Source organism: Bacteroides sp. MSK.20.82, from assembly GCF_019052485.1.
In the GTDB taxonomy this organism is placed as follows: Bacteria; Bacteroidota; Bacteroidia; order Bacteroidales; family Bacteroidaceae; genus Bacteroides; species Bacteroides thetaiotaomicron.
This window is the reverse complement of sequence record NZ_JAHQUN010000001.1, coordinates 23,329-43,007: the sequence shown is the minus strand read 5'-3', so window position 1 is coordinate 43,007 and position 19,679 is coordinate 23,329. Positions and strand designations below refer to the sequence as shown.

The following is a 19,679-nucleotide window of genomic DNA, read 5'->3' as shown; positions in this document are numbered from 1 at the left end:
CTATATTATTCACCCAACATTCCCCTAACTTCTTTATCGAAGTCAGAATCAATCCGTTGGGTTTTATTAAAAATATCGTATTCGCTTTCTGCCTTTGTCTTGGCTTGTGCCGCAGAGATTCGCCCTTTGTCGGGCAATATCTGATATTTGCGGAAAGTCAGAAACTCATTGACACTGGCTGCAAATTGCTCCATATTGAACGTGTTTTCACGCTCTATAAGGTCTTCTATATAGTCGAAATATCCTGTTACTACACGTTCCAACCGACGGATTTCATTTTCCTGCAAATAGTTCTTGGCTATTGACACATCCGATTTCAAGATACGCCCATCGGGAGCATTCTTCCATGTAGTCAGCCCCATGTGTTCTTGGGTATGGTCAGCCTTAGTGTAGATGATTTCTGCTGCTGTTTGCCCGGTAATGGCATAGTGAAAACGGTTCTGTATCATGGCATAGAAATCGTGTGTGGTAGGCGAGTTCTTGTCATAGTCAATACTGCACTCTGCATATATATCGGTAATCTGTTGCCAAATACGCCGTTCACTGGCACGGATGGAACGTACCCTTTCCAACAATTCACGGAAATAGTCTTTTCCGAATACTGCCGTTCCCTGTTTTAAGCGTTCATCGTCAAGCACAAAGCCTTTCTTGATATACTCATTCAGAATCTTGGTAGCCCACTGACGGAACTTGGTAGCTTTTGGAGAAGATACACGATAGCCAACAGCAATAATCATATCAAGATTATAGAAATCAACCAACTCTTCAACCTCGCCTCTTATGCCTCGATTTACGACGGTTGCAATTTTTGCAACCGTCGTGTCTTGCTGTAATTCTTCCTCTCTAAATATATTGGCTATGTGGCGGCTAATACCTGATTTATCAATACCGAAAAGCTCTGCCATAGCCTTTTGCGTACACCAAATGGTTTCGTCTTTTATAACCACCTGTACTCTTCCCTCTTTATCGGGAAGATTGTATAACAAAAACTGTATTTCGTTACTCATTGTTTCCTACATTTTCGTTGAACTGCAAAGCATCCAACTGCTTCATAATTTCCTCTTCCAACCGATGGCTTTCTTTAAATTGCTCGGAGAGTATTTGTTTATAATTTGCCATACGGTTGTTAAACTCTTCTTCCGTTATATCTACATAATCTATCTTGATGTCGAAATATTGTCCAGCAGAAAGAGAATAGCCCTTTTCCTTTATCTCATCGTAAGAAACAGCTACGGAAAAATCCTCTACAACTTCTTTGTTGCGGAACGTATTGACTATTAAATCTATCTCATTATCAAGCAAACGTCGTTTCTGGTTATTGCCTTCTTTATATTCTTCACCTAATTTGCTTGCATCAATCAAAATTACTTTATCTGCTGTTGCCGACTTATCAAAGAATATAACGGACACATTCGTTCCGGTAGTAGCAAATACATTAGTAGGCATTGATATACATCCACATACTATATGTTCATCTACAATTTTTTGAAGAATATTATAGGCAACAACATTGTTACGTTTTTTTGATGTAATAAAACCAGTTGGGACTACGACAGCTGACTTCCCTGTATCCTTTAAAGAGTTTATTACATGCTGTAAGAAACACAAATATATTCCCATCTGAGGCTTTTCGGGATTGATTTTTTTAACCTTATTCGGAACTCCAGCCCAAAACCGAATCGTATCAGCAGCTAATGTATCACGATACTCTGGAAAATCAAGTTTAAATGGAGGATTTGAAACGATAAAATCAAATTTCTTCAATGCGCCACTTAATTCTGTATGTGATGGTTCTGTCAATGTATTGCCCTGTACAACATTTGGCAGAGAAGCAGACAAACTATTCAGAATAAGGTTTAGACGCAACATTTCACTCGACTTTTCTGATATATCCTGACTATAAATCGAGCATCTATCTTCTCCTATCTGATGAGCAAGAGCCATAAGCAATGTACCTGTTCCAGCCGATGGGTCGTAACAAGTCACGCCTCGTAAATCTGCATTGTCCCCGACCAATAATCTCGCCATAACTTGGGCTATGGCACGTGGAGTATAATATTCGGCATATTTACCACCTCCGGCATTATTAAATCCCTTCAGCAAATGCTCGAATATTCTTGAAAAGAAGTCATACTTCTCAATAAATACATGTTCAAAATTGAATGAAGCAACATTACGCATCAGCGATTTTGCAAATTCATCACGCTTTTGTTGGTCAGTTACAAATGTTGTTATGGCACTGAAGATATTTACCTTACTTTTTCCGGAAGTTGTTACAGAAAAGGTATCTGCATTGATATTGGCTATATCTATTAATGTAGCATCCAACAATGTAGAGAAATCTCCCTTTCCTGTGAAATTATATAGATGAGAGAGTGTATGTTCAGGTTTAAGTCTCGGCACAGAAGCAGGCAAATAACTGAAAAGGTCTTCTACCTCTTCCTCTGTAAATGTATCATATTCGGCATCCCACTTTTCTGCTTTGCTTAGCCGTTCTCCGTACATTTTATCTCGCTTGGCTTCATAGCCGAACTTATCATTAAAGAACTTGTACAGAAACATTTCTGTGACAATTTTATATTCGCTTCCTGTTCCTGCCAAACCAAATGCACCTGTTGTACTTTTCAAAGAATCAATCAGGGCAATCGTTGATTCTGTTATATTTATATCGCTCATAATCAATATGCAAAATTACGTTGTTGGAAATATTCTGTTGTGATAAGATTGTTGATATATTTACGGTCTGTCAAATTTGCCTTAATTCCAAGGTCTATTAATTTACGACCAATAATAGCCAATACATCACGCTTAAAGGCATCTTCATTATCCAAAACATTGATATTCAAGAATAACATATTGTCTATTTGAGACTTCATCTGTGACAGATTCTCGGCTATTTCATATTCGTGTGCAGATATAATAGGCTGTTCACGTTTTTGATTTTCCTCCTCAATCCGCTTGTGAATACGAACAAAACGCTCATCACCCTTATATTTTTTCTTCAAGATATTATTCCGTCTGTTTATTTCCCGAATCTTTTTCATTACATTATCCATGTAATCAATGCTGTCTTTTGCATCTTGAGTATTTTGCGGAACAAAACCTTTTTTACGGAAATATGCTCGGAACTCATCTGCAAGGATGACATATTTTTCTTCATTCCTATCAAAATTGGCATCAAATTCAGTTTGTACCTTTTCGCAACGCTCACGAATATCATTGACAACAATTCTCAGTTCCTCAGATATTCCCTTTTTGAACTCAAATTCCAATTCTGACAGAGCGACATTGATTATTCCGGCAACATCTGCTTTATGCTCTGTACTTTCAAACAGATTCATCCTCTCTATGCGATGCGTAACCTCTGTAACCAAAGTAGGAATACCACCAAAAGCCAAAGACTCTATTTTTTCTTTCAATTCATCATCACCAAAGGCTCTGACTTGATTCAAAATAGCTTTAGCATCATTCAATACTGACCGTAGTTCATAGAGCCTGTCTTTATCCTCAATTTCATCAATTTCCTGTCTGAACTCTTCCGGATTATCGCAAGTGAAATTAAAGAGAATACTCTTGATTTCTTTCATTTTCGCTATTATCTCTTCCTTATCTTCGATAATAGCATTACCAACAGGCTCGTCCTGTTGGATCTCCTTAATATCCGCTGTACGGTTTAATTCTCTCAGATAGCGGTCATTTGTAGAATCAAAGTTTTCCTTTATATCTACAAAGTCAACCACATAGCCATATTTAAAATCTTTATACGGACGATTTACACGCGTAAGAGCCTGTAACAAATCATGACCGTCAAGACTACGTCCCAAATATAGTTTCTTCAACCTGGGAGCATCAAATCCGGTAAGCAACATTTGATTGACAATCAGTACATCTACTGTCTGCTGCTTCTTATATTCTTCAATATATGCCTTTCTTTCTAATTTGTCTCCTTCATCATGCAATATCAGAGAGGCACGTAATGGTTTGGCATGACCATACGCAACCATTGGCTCTGCTACCATTCCCAACTGTTCTTCCCATTTATCTTCAATGCGCTGCGCAAATCTAAAACGCTGCTGCCATAAACGAAACATTTCACGAGCCTGTGGATTTGTTTTGCACACGATCATTGCCCCGATAGAATCATCAGCTTGTTCTTTTCTGAATCTTCGCAAATCAGAAATGATATAATCAAGCAAAGCATTCAGGTAACTTTCATGCTCAATTATTTTATTTTTGTCTATATCACTTTTCTTGACCTCTACGTTTCCAGCCAATTTATCAAGAATGCTCTCAATACGCTCTTTATAAATGGTTTCTATCGGTTCACGCATCAGTTTTAGCGTATAACCATCCGCTATCGACTTATCATAATAGTAGGTGTCAATGTAATCACCAAAGACACGCCAAGATTCTTTTTCTTCTCGCAACAAAGGAGTTCCTGTCAATGCGATTTTTACAGCATCCTTATCAGCTTCCAGAAGATTTGCAAGAAAACTACCCTGTGGACTATATCCTCTGTGTGCTTCGTCTATAAAGAATACACGCTGAAGATTAGTATTATAGCCTGACTCTATCTGTATTTTAGTGGAATCCTCCTTAAATTTCTGTATGTTTACAACCATTATTTCCGCTTTACCCTCACTGTTCACTACAGGGGTGGTATCGCGGATATCTTTCATTAAATCATCCCGACTATTGACATTCCTTACGACTAAGCCACGTGCAACAAACTCATCACTCGCCTGCTCCATCAGCGCAATACGGTCCACTATAAAGTAGAATTTAACAGCCGTCTCGCGTTTTGCATAATAATCGGTCAAACTACGAACTGAATAATACGCCAATGCTGTCTTGCCACTGCCTTGTGTATGCCATATTATTCCACTCTTGACACCTTTAGATAGTTTTTTGCGAATAGCCAATGATGCAAACAATTGCTGATAGCGCATCACATGTTTTTCAAGAGTTGTGATTTTACTGCCATCTTCCAGCTCTATAGTTCGATTAACATACGCAAAGCCATATCTTAACAGAAACAAAAACCTCTCCCGGCAAAGCATTGATGTCAAAACACGATTCGTTGGAGTATCTACCTTCTTATTGGTTTCATAATCGGGCAAGTTTTTAATAACGATACAGTTCCTATGTTTGAGAACCTGTTTTTCTGAATCTTCCGTCAACGCTAAATATGGATATTTCGACACGAAAGTAGCATCAGCCTCTCTAAACACATTAAAGAAAGCTCTCTCTTTTGCTGCACAACAATAAAATGCACCTTGTATCGGAACTCTGTTTTCATTATCGTATTCCTGATTATTGGAAAAAATCATCAATTGGGTAAGATTGATAAAGCGACGAAAACTCTTGCTCCGCATCCGTTTATTAATCCTATCCCGCTCTGCTAAAATTCCATCGTGATTATTAGGCTTCTTGACTTCGATAAAAGCTAAAGGCAAGCCGTTTATAAAGCACGTAATATCCGGACGGAAGCTATCACCGGATTCGACATTTTCGCATGTAAACTCTGTCGTAACGTGCCATTCATTATTATTCGCATCAGCGAAATCTATCAACTTCACACCACTGTTGGAAGAAAGCATAGTATAGAATTCCTTGCCCAAATCATCATTATTCAAGATTCCGACAATTTTATCTAGTAACTGGCTGCATTCCAAGTCCGTCAAAGCAGGATTCAGACGTTTTACTGAACGGATAAAAATATCCGTCAAAATATTCGTTTGGGGATTGTATGATGTTAAATCATCCAAATATGTATAACCGAGCTTGCAAAGATGCAATGCAGCCGGGACTTGTACTCTTGTATTCTCCGTAAAGTTTTTCATTGCATTTTACCTTTCCTCTTTATCTGTTATCAAATCCTTTAAATCCACCTGTAAAATCTCAGCAATCCGCTGAAGTGTTTCCAAATTCGGCTGAATTCTATTGCACGCATAAGCATTGACCATGCTAAAACTTTTATCAAGTTGCTTGGCTAACCATGTCTGGGAGATGCCTTTATCCGACAAAACAGTCTTTATTTTATTTAGCTTCATTGTTTAATGCGATTTTATAGTGCAAATATAGCGAATTATATTCGATAATGGTGTATATTTGCATTAAGAAAAGGCTATACTTAAATAAGTTATACCTCAAAACAGTTGAAATTAGACATATTTATGCAAAATCTTCGATTACGAATATAACAGTAAGTACAACTATCCTCAAAATCACTGAAGTTGAATAACAATGGGAAAGACTGTAACAACATATTTAATCGACGGAGATCCTAAAGGAACTCAATATGCATTCATTAGCAACAAAATTTGCCAAATGTTTGTCGTACCACGTTCTAATCTCTCCTATTTGAATACACAAGAGAAATTACAAAAACCTGCATTCTATATATTACTGGGGGAAGATGAATCAACAAAACCGCAGGCATATATAGGTGAAACGGAAAATTTCAAAGAACGTGTAAAAGACCACGACAGCAAAAAAGCGTTTTGGCAAAAAGCACTCATATTCGTATCGAAAGATGCCGATATGACTAAAGTTGATGTGCAATACCTAGAACATAAAGCGATAGCCGAAGCCAAGAAAGCAAACGCTTTTGTTTTAAGCGATAATAAACAAATCCCTAAAGCACCGAATCTACCAGAGCATCAACAGGACTCAATGGATGAATTTTTCGAAGATGTGAAGTTTCTGGCATCATTTATCGGTTGCAATATTTTTGATGTATCACAACCCAAAGAAGAACATCTATTCTACACCAAAGGTAGAGGATGCAATGCAAAGGGCTTCTATAGTTCCGATGGCTTTACAGTCCTAAAAGGAAGTACTGTTGCCAAAACAATGGTTCCGTCTTTCAACTGGAAAGAAAAACGAGAAAAAATGCTTCAAGATTACACTTCTACTGAGAACGGAATATTGGTATTGACATCAGATAAAACTTTTTCAAGTCCCAGTACTGCCGCAGATTTCTGTATTGGTAGCAGTAATAATGGCTGGTTGATATGGAAAGACAAAGATGGAAACACATTGGATTCAGTTTATAGAAAACAGCTGGATTAATAACATATCAATTGGAAGCATATATGGAAGAAAAAGGATTGTTTGGAAATTAGCAGGAATGTAAAATACACAATCAATTGAAAATCAATCTATGTCAAAAGCAAAGCTAAAAAAACACTTGTTGTCACTTACAAAAGAACAGATAACCGACATTGTTCTTGAACTATACGATGCACGTAAAGAGGCAAAAGATTATCTGGAGTTTTATCTTGCCCCAGATTGCAACGCTGAATTAGAAAAGAGCAAGAAAGCTATCAGAAACGAGTTCTTCCCAACTCGTGGATTTTCCGAAAAGCCGTCATTTGCCAAATGTCGAAAAGTCATTTCCGATTTTCAAAAGCTAAAACCGGAGCCGACCACTGTTGCCGATTTAATGTTGTTCTATATCGAACAAGGATGCGAATACACACTTGAATTTGGCGATATGTGGGAACAGTTCTATACAACACTGGAGGGAAATTTCGACAAAGCTATGCGCTTTATCTTTCTCAACGGATTGTTAGCCTGTTATTACGAACGGATTGAAAAGCTTATTGATAGCGTATCGGATTGTGGTTGGGGATTTTATGATACATTACAAGATATTTATTCTGAATATCGGTAGTGTTTTTAATCTTTGATAAAGCCTTGCCCTACACAAAAAAGTAAGGAACTGAACCTGTGCGCATAATGGCACAGATTTAGTTCCTATCCTGTCCCTTTAAACTACTCCATTGATTCCCGAATAATACGCAAAGTTTCTTTCTTATACTCTTTGCGGTCATATTCAAATCCTCTGCACATCCAGCAACTACACGGAGTTCCTGTAGTTTTGTAAACTTGTGCCCATTTGTCTTTTGCCAACTCAAACCAATGAGGATGTTCATAATAGCTTCCATCCTCACGAATGATGCAATGACCATAAGCGGCATACAGAATCATACGAGTCTTAAACACACGAGCCATTTGTTGGCGTCTCCACAATTTATTTCTTTTGTCCATCGTCTCTTTCTATTAAAGTTAGGATGAACAATGATGTTACTTTGGTGAGACTTAATATATCCATAGCATAATACCTTTAATGTTATACCCTTTCGGATACAAAATTAAGACAAAACATCAACAATATACCAGTATGGGTATAATTTGTTTGTATCTTTTAGAGGTATGTAATACGCGCATACATTTTTTATGCGAATAATTCAACCTTATTACACTTTTCCCAACGTATATCACCCATTGCACATTGCTCTACACTTTTTCAAGCGAATCAAACGTAAACCTTACAAAAGTTTTCAGGTTTTATGACCGATTCTATCATCCAACACCTTCTGGAAAATAAAAAACACACCGCAAACCACAGAAATTCCAAGAAAACCACTACCTTTGTATTCAACAAGTGTTCTGTAACATACCTGCGGAAATGCCCTATCATTCAACACCTTGTATCTGATAGCGGACATTCGCAAAAAAGGCTAAAAGAAAGCGGTACAACACATATATGCAAAGCTATGAAATACACCGATTTGCATTTGTCCCCACATTCTGTGTATTTGTCAAAACAGAGGTTGTACCGATTAAAATGAACAGTCACTGATAATCAGTGATGTAAATATGCTGCGTCGGCAAGTGATGGCTTAGAATCTGCCATAACCAACTATAACCATTCAGAACAAAGTCGCTGTATTTCAGCGACTTTTCTATTTTAACACTTTCCAATCCGTATTTGGAAGTAACGGTTTTTATCCATATTTTTCTATCATATTTCTACCGCGACACAAATTCACGGTTAGCCCGAATGTCACAGTGACGCATTAGTTGACGTGTGTTGACAATGGTTTACATGTGTAGACAAAAAGGGAAATTAAAAAACAAAGAAAATGATATAGAAATATGGAAGTAAAGAGAATTTGTCAATGGTGCGGAAAACCATTCATTGCACAGAAAACAACGACCTGTTATTGTAGCCCTCAATGCTCGAAGCGAGGTTACAAACATCGTATCAAGGAGCGCAAAATGGAACTGCGCCATATTCAGGAAATGCAGGAGTTGCGCTCCAGTTTGGAGAAACAAGAATATTTCACTTTTTCGCAGGCTGCCCGATTGATGGGTGTGAGTCGTCAGTACATTTATAAATTAGTCAAAGAGGATAAACTTAGAGCATCCCGAATTAGCGGAAGAATGGCTTTGGTAAGGCGTGCAGACATAGAGTTAATGCTCAAAAGCAAACCTTACGAACGACTGGTTGCGAAAAACGACTTCAACATCTCCGAGTATTACACAGCCGAAGAGATTGCGGAAAAATATAAGGTCAACGCCAAATGGGTGTGGACTTACACTCGGCAACATAAAGTGCCGAAAGTGAGAATCCGCCAGTTCAACTATTACAGCAAGAAACATATCGATGCTGCCTTTGCCAAATACGAGGTAGATTCCGACCTTACTGAATGGTACACACCGGAAGAGATTCAGGAGAAGTACGGTATGACACGTGTCGCCATCCGTTCGCAAGTGTATCGGAACAACATTCCCTCCAAGAAAGAGCATGGGCAGATATTCTACTCAAAGCTCCACTTCGACCTCTCGAAGAGTTCCGAACAGGAGAGCAAGGCGGAATACTACACCGTCAAGGAGGCGATGGAGAAATTCAAACTCTCTCGTGATTCGGTTTACGGTATTCTGCAATTCCATCAGATCAACCGGGAGAAGAACGGACGGTTCGTCAGATTCCTGAAAGTGGAGTTTGACCGGGTAATGGGTGCCCGCAAATAGTCTAATTTATGGCTATCCGTAAATTATTCAAAAATTAATCCCTGCTGTAGGTAATCTGCATGACTACATTATAGAGTTTCGCCGACGAATTAATAATAACCATAAAAATATAACATTATGCATGAATGCAAGACCGTGACATTAAGGACACGTCCGCTAAAAGGCAGGATGATGTCTTTCTATCTGGATTATTATCCGGGGTATCGAGACAAAGAGACAATGAAAGTTATCCGTCATGAATCGCTTGGTATTTATATCTATGCCAATCCGAGGAACAAACGTGAACAGAATTTCAACGAGGTAATGACCGAGAAAGCCGAAGCCATCCGTTGCCGCAGGTTCGAGTCGGTAGTCAATGAACGGTATGACTTCTTTGACAAGTACAAACTCAAGGCAGACTTTCTGGAGTATTATCGCAAGCAGCTCCGTAAGCATGACCAGAAATGGGAGTTTGTCTATCTGCATTTCAATAACTTCGTACATGGCAAATGCACCTTTGAAGAGATTGACATCGACCTCTGTAACAAGTTTCGGGAATATCTGCTGAATGCCAAGAAGCTAAGGCGTAACGGACGTATCACACGGAACTCCGCATCAGGATATTGGTCTACTTTCAGAGGTTTCCTGAAAATACTCTACCGTAATGGGATGATAAAGACCAATGTCAATGACTTCTTGGAAAAGATAGAGACAGAAGATGTAATGAAAGAGGCCCTGTCTGTTGAGGAACTGTACAAATTGGCCGAGACACCTTGTAAGAAGCCTATTCTGAAAACGGCATCGCTGTTTTCCTGTATGACCAGCTTGCGCATCAGTGACATTCTCTCGCTATGTTGGGAAGACATCGTGGACTATTCTGCCGGAGGAAAATGCGTACACATCATTACGCAAAAGAACAAGGCGGAAGACATCATTCCCATCAGTGAAGAAGCTTTGGGATTGATTGGCTATAGTTCTGAAAAGAAAGGTTTGGTATTCAAGGGGCTTATGCGTAGCTGGACGCAAATACCGATGAAAGAGTGGATTCGTTCTGCCGGAATTACCAAGAACATAACATTTCACTCGTATCGTAGAACATTTGCAACGCTACAAGCAGCTGCCGGAACGGACATCCGCACCATACAGAGCATCATGGCGCACAAGAGTATCACCACCACGCAAAGGTATATCAAAGTCGTGGATGCCAACAAACGTGAAGCCAGCAAGAAAATTACCCTGACACGGCAAGACTGACAGCTGCTTTGTCCTCGATTTCTGCGGTCAGAGTATGATTTTTCACCTAAAATCATACTCTGACCGTGATATTTAGCATGATACGTGGTAACTATCATTCTTTTTATTGCAACTATCTGGAATATCGATTATATCTTTAGCGCAAAACGATTCCAAACACTTGCAGACCATGACGAATAAAAAACAAATTCAGACTAAAAAGATAAGTTTTATCCTCGCACTGTCCGTTATCATTTATGCGGCTATAGACACTTATCTTTTCCTTTGCCATGACATCAATATCATGCGCATAACGACTCCTGTCATCCTTGGACTGGTAATAGCTATCATATTATGCGGACTCCTGCACAAATTTTTCTATAAATGGCTGACAAAAAATCCTATCAACTTCTCTTTTGGCGAGCCATCTACCCCTATTGTAAAATCAGAGAACATCATAGAATCTATGGATGCTACTGAAACGCAGCCCATCAAGCAACCGATGGATTTGCCTGAACAAGAGTCTTCTCCATCCCAACAGTCGAATCAAGATACTGTAAACTCTGATTGTCCGCAAGATTCTCATTTGAATAAATATGATTCCATATTGGTGGAACTCAAAAAGAAAGAGATTGAAAGGCAAGTGGAAATCATGGATGCGATTCGGGAATATGTAACCGTCAAAACTGCCCCCTATCTCTCCAAAGAGGATATTGCCACCCTCATTGCCAATATAGAGTATATGGCTTACGATCAACCTGAGTCATATAAACCGATTCGTTCCAATATAGACAATCCGCTGAGGTCGCCGGGGCTTCGCCATTTGGCATGGAATGTCGGTGAACGCTTGAGAGTGCCCTTAGCGAAAAGAGCCATTTTTATCAAGAAATCATTTCCATACGAACTCGTAAACGCGACCCTTGAATATCTTAAACTTAATTTACGGGATAATGTCTCAAGCCAGATTCCCATTGATGTACCAGATAAAGGCGACTATCGCTTCCATTTAGATGTAGATAATGATGACTCGCAATAAAAAAAGTATGCAGACGAAATAATTAATCCGGTCTGTATTGTTCTGCAAGGTTTCATTGAGTTGGTTCGCAGCATGTTAAACGATTAAAACAATCATAATATGGAAAAAGACCAACTGACATTCAACGACCTGCCGACTGTGGTAGGCGAACTATGCGACAGAATCGCAAGTATGGAAAACCTGCTTACGGAGAAACTTTCCAAGCAGTACGAAACCAAAGAGAATACGCACGTCCCCATGACCGTACAGGAGGCTTGCAACTATCTTAAAATGCCGTTGTCGACCTTTTATTACAAGGTCAAGAAGGACGATATTCCGGTTATAAAACAAGGAAAGCATCTCTACATCTATCGTGACGAACTGGATAGATGGCTGGAATCTTCCCGGAAGAATCCGGCTCCGCAAAGTTTCGAGGAAGAGAATGAATCCTTGCTCGCCTCCCATCGCCGTAAACCGAACCCTAAAAACTGGTAGCGATGGAAAAGACAGACACTATTATTCTTTCTCCGGAAGAATTGGCCGCTTACATGGCAGAGTCTACAATAAGCGTAACAAGTACATACGAACACTCCCCGGTGGTTCTGATGGTGGACGATACTGTTATCGGAACATTGGGAAACTTCAGTGCTTCCATCGGGAAAGCCAAAAGCAAGAAAACTTTCAACGTTTCAGCCATTGTCGCATCGGCATTGAGTGGCAGCAGCGTTCTTCATTATCGGTCTACATTTCCCGAAAATAAGCGGAAGATTCTATACATAGACACAGAGCAGGGGCGGTATCATTGCCAGCTGGTATTGAAACGCATCTTACGTTTGGCCGACTTACCGGAATACAAGAATCCGGATAATCTGATTATGCTGGCTCTGCGCAAGTTTTCCCCTAAACTACGTCTGGCGATAGTCGAACAGGCCATTGGCACAATACCGGATTTGGGATTGGTCATCATAGATGGCATTCGTGATTTCCTTTACGACATCAATTCCTCCAGTGAATCCACCGACATCATCTCCAAATTCATGCAGTGGACGGATGACAGGCAAATCCATATCCATACCGTCTTGCATCAGAACAAGAATGATGAGCATGCCCGTGGTCACATCGGCACGGAACTCAACAACAAAGCGGAAACCATCATGCAGGTCGAAGTGGACAAAGAGGACAAGACTGTAAGCGTGGTCGAAGCCGTCCATATCCGTGACCGCGAGTTTGAACCTTTCGCTTTCCGCATAAACGAGGAAGCCATGCCCGAACCGGTAGGGTCCTATCTGCCCAAAGAGAAGAAGACCGGACGACCAATCAAAGGACCGTTCGATCCGGACAAGGAGATTCCAAAAAATGTACATCGTCCAGCATTGGATGCCGTTTTTGCCAATGGCAACATCAGCAATTACGATGATTATATAGAACGCTTGAAAGAGGGTTACGGATTGCAGGGTATAAAACTCGGTTATAACAAGGCGGTAAAGGTCGCAACATTGCTCAGCGACAAACAAATGGTTATAAAAGAAGGGAAAGATTATGCATTCAATCCAGAATACCATTATTGAGTTCAACTTTACTTTATTGTTGGGGCATATATATAAGAATAAAGCAAAGTCGGAGGAAGACATCATGTGAGATATTCATATTCTCCCCTCTTTTAGAGACTCGTATCATCCTATGTTTCCTATCCGAGTGCCAGTTCACTATACGCATCCGATATGGCTTGTCGTGAAGCATCAACAGGTAACTGTTGCGAGATATGCCAAGGTATAACCTCACTGCGTTACGGTTGTACATTGGCGCTCTCGCCTGCTCAGTTCCCTCGCCGGTGCGGTACTCGCAAGCTCGCACCTATTCAACCATTATAAAATAATTCAAATGAAAGAAGATATTAAAAATACATCGGACTCCTCGAAAGAAACCAGAAACGTCTTCATCGGAGCAAAAGTCACTCCTACTCAGAAGGAGCAGATAAAATCACTGGCCGGACAATGCGGCATGACTGTAAGTGACTACATATTATCACGTGCGTATAACTTCAAGCCCAAAGCAAGGCTCACGAAAGAAGAAGCGGTATTGTTACAGAATCTGGACGATTGTCGGTCAGACCTCGTAAAATACACCTCCGCCCTACACGGAATGTCCACAAAGCAACGTATGGTAATGTTCAATCAGATTCCGTTTATGGTGGGTTGGCTGAAAGAATTAGGCAATGTAGCCGAAAGTGTCTGCCAGTTCCTGAATGCAGTAAAAGAGAAGAATAAAATTCCGTCTAACCCAAAATCCGAAGAAGAATGATTGCGAAAGCCAAAGCCATATCGCACGGTATAAACGACATCCGTTACATTACCGGCGAATCACAGCACAAAAAACATCCGGAAAAGATTTATCGGGTATTGGACAATCTGTTGCCCTCAGAACCGGACGCTATGGGAATATGGAGCTCCATGCAGTTGACCCTATCCCAACATCGACCGATAAAGAATTCCGTTATCAGAATCGAGCTGAGTCCATCGCCCGAACATACCCAATTTTATGACATCGAAGATTGGCAAAATCTTTGGCAGGAATTCGCCGAGGAGTTCGACAAACAAGTGATTACCGGCAAGGATGGACAAGTCCGTTCCTGTCCGACCAATTTGGTGGGTAGCAAATACTCGGTTTGGCTTCATACGGAATCTAAAGGCGAAGTTCCCCACCTTCATGCAGCGGTTTGCCGTTTGGATGAAAACGGTAATATCAACAACGACCACAACATTCATCTTCGGGCGCAACGTGCAGCCGAGCGAGTGGCAAAGAAACGTGGCTGGACAACAGCGGCACAAATCAGAAATCGAAACATTCCACAAGTGAACCGGGACTGTATGGAGGTGTTGAAAGCAATGCCATCGTGGTCATGGGATGAGTACAAGAATGCTCTTATACGGAAAGGTTATACCGTCCATGAAAGAGAGGACAAGAAAGGTATTCTTCGTGGATATGCCCTCATGAATGGAAACACCAAATACAAGGCTTCAGAATTGGGAATCGGCAGAAACCTGATGGTCTCGAAACTTCCTGCGACATGGGAGAAACTGCATCATCAGCCAGCTACTGCCATTAGAAACAATACACCCCAAGCCGTTCAACAGGCAGCGATACATAAGATTGCTCCTATCGACTATACCCAATATCTCACATATAGTCAGGAGATGATTTCCTATACCCTCAGCCATGAAGGTAAGGATTACAAATTTTATATCCCGGAAAAAGTACTTGATTGTTTCAATGACGAATTTGATTACAGGTTTATTGCCAACTGTCAAGAACTTACCGATATGGCTGTAGCTATATTTGTCGGACTGATAGATACCCCCAATGTAACAACCGGAGGAGGTGGCGGTGGCTCACAAAGCGACCTTCCGTGGAGAGATAAGGACGAAGACGACTTGCTCTGGGCGCGCAGATGTGCTCGTGCCGCCAGCCGGTTCTTAGGAAAGAAACCGAAAACAGGATTAAAACGATAAGCGCATGAAGAAGAAATTTGATTTTTCCGCAGAAATGAGTGAAGCGGAATCCATAAGATCCACTCCCAAGAATGAATATCTGGAGGAAGAAAACCACTTACTCGATATCAATGTGCAAGAACTTGCTAGGCTGAATAACAATGTATATAAGCTGAGAACAGAAGTTGAAAATCTGTCCGGTTCTATACGTGAGTGCAAACCTATCATTTCTGAAGAAATGCATAAGTTGGCAGTTGAATTTGGAGCAAGGCTTCTCTGCAATTTTCTTGATCAGATTGAGAGCAAATGCAAGGAAGCCGAGCGGAGAATGAAGAAAGCCGACAATGCCATCCCCCTCCCATATACGGCATTCTACATTTTGATTATCATTGTAGTCGCTCTATCTTCTTTTTTCGTGTGCATGATAGTGGCTAATGCAGAGATTTTGCATTCCGGATTGATTTGGAAGGCTACTACTGGTTGTATTCTTATGGCTGTCTCGGGGATTGGTATAACGGTAGCAATACAGAAGTTTTTGGATAGAGGTAAATAAACGAAAAGTCTCAATCGGATAGAGATTACTACCAGTTGAGACTTTATTTTCATGCTTAAATTAGTCTTCTAAATCTCTTGCGACTTCAGGGAAATTATCTTTAATAGTTCCTTTGATACCACCATGTATAGAATACTGCCTGACTTGAGTAGTTTGAACTTTTGAAGACTCATGATCTTCTTTGGAATACAGAATAGGAACTGGTTCTGACTGATAGTAGTTTAACCTGTCTGTATTTATATATCTTATTTCATACGCCTCTTCAAAAGGAGTTATGAGATATATCCTTATTGATGCATCAAATGTGTATATCTGTTGACGGCATAATTCTCCGGGCAAAATAGTCTTTGTTTCTCCTTGCCGTATTTGAATATAATCGCTTTTCGGTTTTAACCTTACATCTAAATGATGACGAGCCTCATTTATCATAATGCGATACACTTCTACCGGATATGAATTGTTTTTAATCTGGATCTTCAATCCCCACATCGTATCATTCTTCAAACTTATCTGAATTTTGGGATATATGTTACTTCCAGCTTAAATTCGCTCTAATTGATAATGACGTGAGTACATCTCAGCCATTTGCGACAAGCTATTAATCTGCTGCTGAGTTCCTTTCTGATTTCTTAAGACAAGAATAAAAGTTGCAGCTGTCGCCAAGGCTCCCAAAGCCATAATACAATCAACAATAATCTCAAATAACATAATTACTTTCTAAAATGATATTCAAATATACAACATAATTCTGAATCACAGAACAATTGAGAGCGAAGAAATTACAGCATTAATTCCCTCGCTCTATACATAACTTTATTTACCCAGTGACTTGAACACCTTAGCAATGCAACGCTTTTTCTGCTCCATATTGGGATGAACATATAAGTCCAACGTAGTTGAAATATTGGAATGCCCTAATAATACGCTGACTGTTTTATAGTCACAACCGACCTCTATACAACGAGTCGCAAAACTATGACGGAGTCCATGATACTTCAGCTTGGGAATATCAAGTTTCTCCATAAGCCTTTTATAGTAGTTACGGTACGTACGTGGTTCTGTCGGACACTCGTCATTGGTAAGAATGTAATAGTCATCATTAACTACTTTTTTCAAAGGCTTTAACATAGTAAGCAATTCTTTGTTTATCGGGATTTCACGGCAAGAGTTTTTTGTCTTTGGCGTGTTGATGACCAGCTCTGTATGTTTTCTCTCTCCTTCTATGATATAGATGCGTTCTATCGTCCGGTTAACGGTTAGAATTCCATCATATACATTGATGTCGCTCCATTTCAAAGCACAGATCTCCCCTATACGCAGACCGGTACTAAGGCTGATATAGATACCAAGTCCCGGAAAGGAAAAGTGGCTCTGAATATAGTTCAGAATCTTTTTATGATTTGCCACGGACAAGACCTCCAACTTTTTACCAGCAACGTCTGTTGGGTACTTAATATCCCATTCGTAATAGTTCATCCATTCGTTTTTCACTCCGAATTTCATAACCATCTTCAGGACAATAAGAATGTCCTTAACAGATTTCACGCTCAATCCGCCTTCCAACTTTTCAAGCACAAAGCCTTGTACATCATTTTCATGAAGTTCGTTACTCTCACCAAACTTTGGCAAAATGTGATTTTCAAGAATCAACATGTAGGCTGCCAATGTCGATAGTTTCACATACGGTCGCTTGTCCTCTCGCCATGCGTCCGAAATTTCTCTAATTGTCTTCTGAATCATAATTTTGAATTTAATTGGTTCTAATAATTAGAGAAATATAATAGGTAATGTTCCCCATTTGAGATTTCCGGAATTTAGTGGGGAGTGGGAAATCTATCCTCTTACAGATTTTATGAGTTTCAAAAATGGAATGAATCCTGATGCCAAAAGATTTGGGCGTGGAACAAAATTCATTTCGGTGATGGATATTCTTAATAACCAATTCATTTGTTATGATAATATCCGTGCCTCTGTTGAAGTTGTGGATGGCGATATTGAAACTTATGGTGTAAACTACGGCGATATCTTATTTCAGCGCAGCTCTGAAACGTTAGAAGATGTAGGTCAAGCCAATGTCTATTTGGATAGCAAACCCGCAGTGTTTGGTGGTTTTGTTATTCGTGGAAAAAGTAAAAGTAACTATTATCCTATGTTTTTTCGTTATCTTTTGGCTTCACCAACTGCACGAAAAAAGATAATCGTAAAAGGAGCCGGAGCACAGCACTTTAATATAGGTCAAGATGGATTAAGTAAAGTTTGTCTTAATATTCCTTCAATTCAAGAACAAGAGAAAATAGCAAAACTATTTGAATGTATAGATACTCGAATCGCTACCCAAAACAAAATCATTGAGAAACTGCAATCCTTAATTAAAGGGCTAAACGATAATATCCACAAAGGTATTAAGGGAGAAACCGTCTGCTTTTCAGATTTGGGTGAAGCTTATTCTGGATTAAGCGGAAAAGGCGGTGATGATTTCGGATATGGTGAGCCATTCATTACTTATATGAACGTGTATCAGAATACTTACATCTCGGAAAAGGATTATGAATTGGTACAAATCGCTCCCAACGAAAAACAAAACAGTGTGCAGTACGGTGATGCCTTATTCACACTCTCATCTGAAACTCCGGAAGAAGTTGGTATAGGTGCAGTATATTTGGGCAATACGCAGAAACTTTATTTGAATAGCTTCTGCTTTGGCATTCATTTCTATGATGAACGTGTATTACCTCAATACCTTGCCCACTTCATTTCAAGTTCTTCATTTCGTAGGGCTATATATCCGTTAGCACAAGGGAGTACACGGTTTAATCTTCAAAAAAATGACTTTATGAAGATGAAGTTTTTACTACCAAGCTTAGAGAAACAAGGACATATAGCTAACACTCTTGACGCTTTGCATTGCCGTTTGGCAAATGAAAAGTCATTAACGGAACAATACATTTTATTGAAGAAGTATCTATTAAGCCTAATGTTTATATAAACATTTTCTGAAGCAAATACCGTTTCTGCTGTTGAAGACAACTTATGTATTCTTGCTCATTATCCAATTTTCTCTCAGTGAGTTCAAACATACTACAGATTTGTTGTTGAACAGACATTGGTGGGATCGGGAATCGACTCTTACCTAACGCAGTTTGGTTGATACTTGCTTGTGAAACTGCTTTATTGCAAATAGTTTGAAAATGGTTTATTGCCCAATCAGTACAAAGAAGTAAATGCAAAAAACGAGGTCTAACTATGGTTGTATTGGGTATAATTCGCAATAAATTCATGCCATGATAAAGTCCATAATCTTTGTCAAGATAGGCTGTATTTCCTATATACTGAATACTATTGATATTGCTAAACAGAATATTACCTACGTTTAACCTATAGCTTTCAGGAATACACTCTACATAGCCAATTCGTTGTATATCAATACAATGTTTGCTAATAGTTTCTATGCGAGAAACCTTATAAGGGGTTTGATAACTCACTTGTGTTCCTGAATAGCCACTTTTTATTTGCGCCAAGTCATCCAGTCTATATAAAATCCAATCATTCTCTGATGAAAGCAATTGCTGACTAAGCCCTTTAATTA

19 protein-coding genes are annotated in these 19,679 nt (G+C 39.6%); 11 read left to right on the top strand and 8 right to left on the bottom strand.

The features are described 5' to 3' along the window. Positions 1–5: 5 nt before the first annotated feature. From KTR07_RS00200 to KTR07_RS00185, 4 genes are read right to left on the bottom strand one after another with little or no spacing between them, the layout of a single operon-like run. The gene (locus KTR07_RS00200; protein WP_005859076.1) at positions 6–1,007 is read right to left on the bottom strand and encodes a virulence RhuM family protein; all 1,002 of its coding nucleotides are present in this window, start codon (positions 1,005–1,007) and stop codon (positions 6–8) included. Continuing rightward, a complete protein-coding gene (locus tag KTR07_RS00195; protein ID WP_005859077.1) occupies positions 1,000–2,676 on the bottom strand; it encodes a class I SAM-dependent DNA methyltransferase in 1,677 nt (558 codons plus the stop codon). The genes KTR07_RS00200 and KTR07_RS00195 overlap by 8 nt, the downstream gene beginning before the upstream one ends. A 2-nt stretch (positions 2,677–2,678) precedes the next feature. Next, positions 2,679–5,843: a type I restriction endonuclease gene (locus KTR07_RS00190; RefSeq protein WP_005859079.1), complete on the bottom strand. Its 3,165-nt coding sequence runs from the start codon at positions 5,841–5,843 to the stop codon at positions 2,679–2,681. Positions 5,844–5,849: 6 nt separating this feature from the next. Then, a complete protein-coding gene (locus KTR07_RS00185) occupies positions 5,850–6,053 on the bottom strand; it encodes a helix-turn-helix domain-containing protein (RefSeq protein WP_005859081.1) in 204 nt (67 codons plus the stop codon). 193 nt (positions 6,054–6,246) lie between these two features. On the opposite strand from KTR07_RS00185, the gene KTR07_RS00180 reads away from it, so the two are divergent. Both KTR07_RS00180 and KTR07_RS00175 read left to right on the top strand, forming a co-directional pair. Next, entirely contained in the window at positions 6,247–7,074 is an 828-nt protein-coding gene (locus tag KTR07_RS00180; RefSeq protein WP_008779797.1) for a GIY-YIG nuclease family protein, read from the top strand. Positions 7,075–7,165: 91 nt separating this feature from the next. Then, a complete protein-coding gene (locus KTR07_RS00175) occupies positions 7,166–7,678 on the top strand; it encodes a DUF6155 family protein (protein WP_005859085.1) in 513 nt (170 codons plus the stop codon). A gap of 101 nt (positions 7,679–7,779) precedes the next feature. On the opposite strand, the gene KTR07_RS00170 is transcribed toward KTR07_RS00175, so the two are convergent. Beyond that, positions 7,780–8,055 (bottom strand): hypothetical protein, encoded by a 276-nt coding sequence (locus tag KTR07_RS00170; RefSeq protein WP_005859087.1) that lies wholly within the window; start codon positions 8,053–8,055, stop codon positions 7,780–7,782. Positions 8,056–8,946: 891 nt separating this feature from the next. Here KTR07_RS00170 and KTR07_RS00165 point away from each other — a divergent pair. The 8 genes from KTR07_RS00165 (at position 8,947) to KTR07_RS00130 (ending at position 16,093) form a co-directional block, all read left to right on the top strand. Further along, the gene (locus KTR07_RS00165; RefSeq protein WP_032575811.1) at positions 8,947–9,825 is read left to right on the top strand and encodes a helix-turn-helix domain-containing protein; all 879 of its coding nucleotides are present in this window, start codon (positions 8,947–8,949) and stop codon (positions 9,823–9,825) included. Positions 9,826–9,942: 117 nt separating this feature from the next. After that, positions 9,943–11,058, top strand: coding sequence for a site-specific integrase (locus KTR07_RS00160; protein WP_032575809.1), 1,116 nt, complete (start codon positions 9,943–9,945; stop codon positions 11,056–11,058). Between the two features lie 169 nt (positions 11,059–11,227). Continuing rightward, positions 11,228–12,073, top strand: coding sequence for a hypothetical protein (locus KTR07_RS00155; protein WP_032575807.1), 846 nt, complete (start codon positions 11,228–11,230; stop codon positions 12,071–12,073). A gap of 99 nt (positions 12,074–12,172) precedes the next feature. Beyond that, positions 12,173–12,547, top strand: a complete 375-nt coding sequence (locus KTR07_RS00150; protein ID WP_032575805.1) for a helix-turn-helix domain-containing protein — start codon at positions 12,173–12,175, stop codon at positions 12,545–12,547. A gap of 2 nt (positions 12,548–12,549) precedes the next feature. After that, a complete protein-coding gene (locus KTR07_RS00145; protein ID WP_032575803.1) occupies positions 12,550–13,620 on the top strand; it encodes an AAA family ATPase in 1,071 nt (356 codons plus the stop codon). Positions 13,621–13,933: 313 nt separating this feature from the next. Then, positions 13,934–14,353, top strand: a complete 420-nt coding sequence (locus KTR07_RS00140) for a hypothetical protein (RefSeq protein ID WP_032575801.1) — start codon at positions 13,934–13,936, stop codon at positions 14,351–14,353. Then, positions 14,350–15,561, top strand: a complete 1,212-nt coding sequence (locus tag KTR07_RS00135; RefSeq protein ID WP_032575799.1) for a hypothetical protein — start codon at positions 14,350–14,352, stop codon at positions 15,559–15,561. Before KTR07_RS00140 ends, KTR07_RS00135 begins: the two co-directional genes overlap by 4 nt. Before the next feature lie 4 nt (positions 15,562–15,565). Continuing rightward, complete coding sequence (locus KTR07_RS00130) at positions 15,566–16,093, top strand: hypothetical protein (RefSeq protein ID WP_032575797.1); 528 nt, start codon at positions 15,566–15,568, stop codon at positions 16,091–16,093. Between the two features lie 60 nt (positions 16,094–16,153). Here the strand turns inward: KTR07_RS00130 and KTR07_RS00125 are convergent, their stop codons facing one another. Both KTR07_RS00125 and KTR07_RS00120 read right to left on the bottom strand, forming a co-directional pair. Further along, positions 16,154–16,597, bottom strand: coding sequence for a hypothetical protein (locus tag KTR07_RS00125; RefSeq protein WP_133303588.1), 444 nt, complete (start codon positions 16,595–16,597; stop codon positions 16,154–16,156). A 309-nt stretch (positions 16,598–16,906) separates the two neighbouring features. Then, entirely contained in the window at positions 16,907–17,833 is a 927-nt protein-coding gene (locus tag KTR07_RS00120) for a site-specific integrase (protein WP_032575794.1), read from the bottom strand. A 58-nt stretch (positions 17,834–17,891) separates the two neighbouring features. Here KTR07_RS00120 and KTR07_RS00115 point away from each other — a divergent pair, with 58 nt between their 5' ends. Beyond that, positions 17,892–19,079, top strand: coding sequence for a restriction endonuclease subunit S (locus KTR07_RS00115; RefSeq protein WP_254306520.1), 1,188 nt, complete (start codon positions 17,892–17,894; stop codon positions 19,077–19,079). On the opposite strand, the gene KTR07_RS00110 is transcribed toward KTR07_RS00115, so the two are convergent. Continuing rightward, entirely contained in the window at positions 19,072–19,656 is a 585-nt protein-coding gene (locus KTR07_RS00110; protein ID WP_053087094.1) for a restriction endonuclease subunit S, read from the bottom strand. The genes KTR07_RS00115 and KTR07_RS00110 overlap by 8 nt on opposite strands. Between the last annotated feature and the right edge of the window lie 23 nt (positions 19,657–19,679).

Excerpts from the sequence above, each read along its gene's own strand:
- KTR07_RS00200 (WP_005859076.1), bottom strand. The coding sequence starts at position 1,007 with ATGAGTAACGAAATACAGTTTTTGTTATACAATCTTCCCGATAAAGAG.
- KTR07_RS00195 (WP_005859077.1), bottom strand. The coding sequence starts at position 2,676 with ATGAGCGATATAAATATAACAGAATCAACGATTGCCCTGATTGATTCT.
- KTR07_RS00190 (WP_005859079.1), bottom strand. The coding sequence starts at position 5,843 with ATGAAAAACTTTACGGAGAATACAAGAGTACAAGTCCCGGCTGCATTG.
- KTR07_RS00185 (WP_005859081.1), bottom strand. The coding sequence starts at position 6,053 with ATGAAGCTAAATAAAATAAAGACTGTTTTGTCGGATAAAGGCATCTCC.
- KTR07_RS00180 (WP_008779797.1), top strand. The coding sequence starts at position 6,247 with ATGGGAAAGACTGTAACAACATATTTAATCGACGGAGATCCTAAAGGA.
- KTR07_RS00175 (WP_005859085.1), top strand. The coding sequence starts at position 7,166 with ATGTCAAAAGCAAAGCTAAAAAAACACTTGTTGTCACTTACAAAAGAA.
- KTR07_RS00170 (WP_005859087.1), bottom strand. The coding sequence starts at position 8,055 with ATGGACAAAAGAAATAAATTGTGGAGACGCCAACAAATGGCTCGTGTG.
- KTR07_RS00165 (WP_032575811.1), top strand. The coding sequence starts at position 8,947 with ATGGAAGTAAAGAGAATTTGTCAATGGTGCGGAAAACCATTCATTGCA.
- KTR07_RS00160 (WP_032575809.1), top strand. The coding sequence starts at position 9,943 with ATGCATGAATGCAAGACCGTGACATTAAGGACACGTCCGCTAAAAGGC.
- KTR07_RS00155 (WP_032575807.1), top strand. The coding sequence starts at position 11,228 with ATGACGAATAAAAAACAAATTCAGACTAAAAAGATAAGTTTTATCCTC.
- KTR07_RS00150 (WP_032575805.1), top strand. The coding sequence starts at position 12,173 with ATGGAAAAAGACCAACTGACATTCAACGACCTGCCGACTGTGGTAGGC.
- KTR07_RS00145 (WP_032575803.1), top strand. The coding sequence starts at position 12,550 with ATGGAAAAGACAGACACTATTATTCTTTCTCCGGAAGAATTGGCCGCT.
- KTR07_RS00140 (WP_032575801.1), top strand. The coding sequence starts at position 13,934 with ATGAAAGAAGATATTAAAAATACATCGGACTCCTCGAAAGAAACCAGA.
- KTR07_RS00135 (WP_032575799.1), top strand. The coding sequence starts at position 14,350 with ATGATTGCGAAAGCCAAAGCCATATCGCACGGTATAAACGACATCCGT.
- KTR07_RS00130 (WP_032575797.1), top strand. The coding sequence starts at position 15,566 with ATGAAGAAGAAATTTGATTTTTCCGCAGAAATGAGTGAAGCGGAATCC.
- KTR07_RS00120 (WP_032575794.1), bottom strand. The coding sequence starts at position 17,833 with ATGATTCAGAAGACAATTAGAGAAATTTCGGACGCATGGCGAGAGGAC.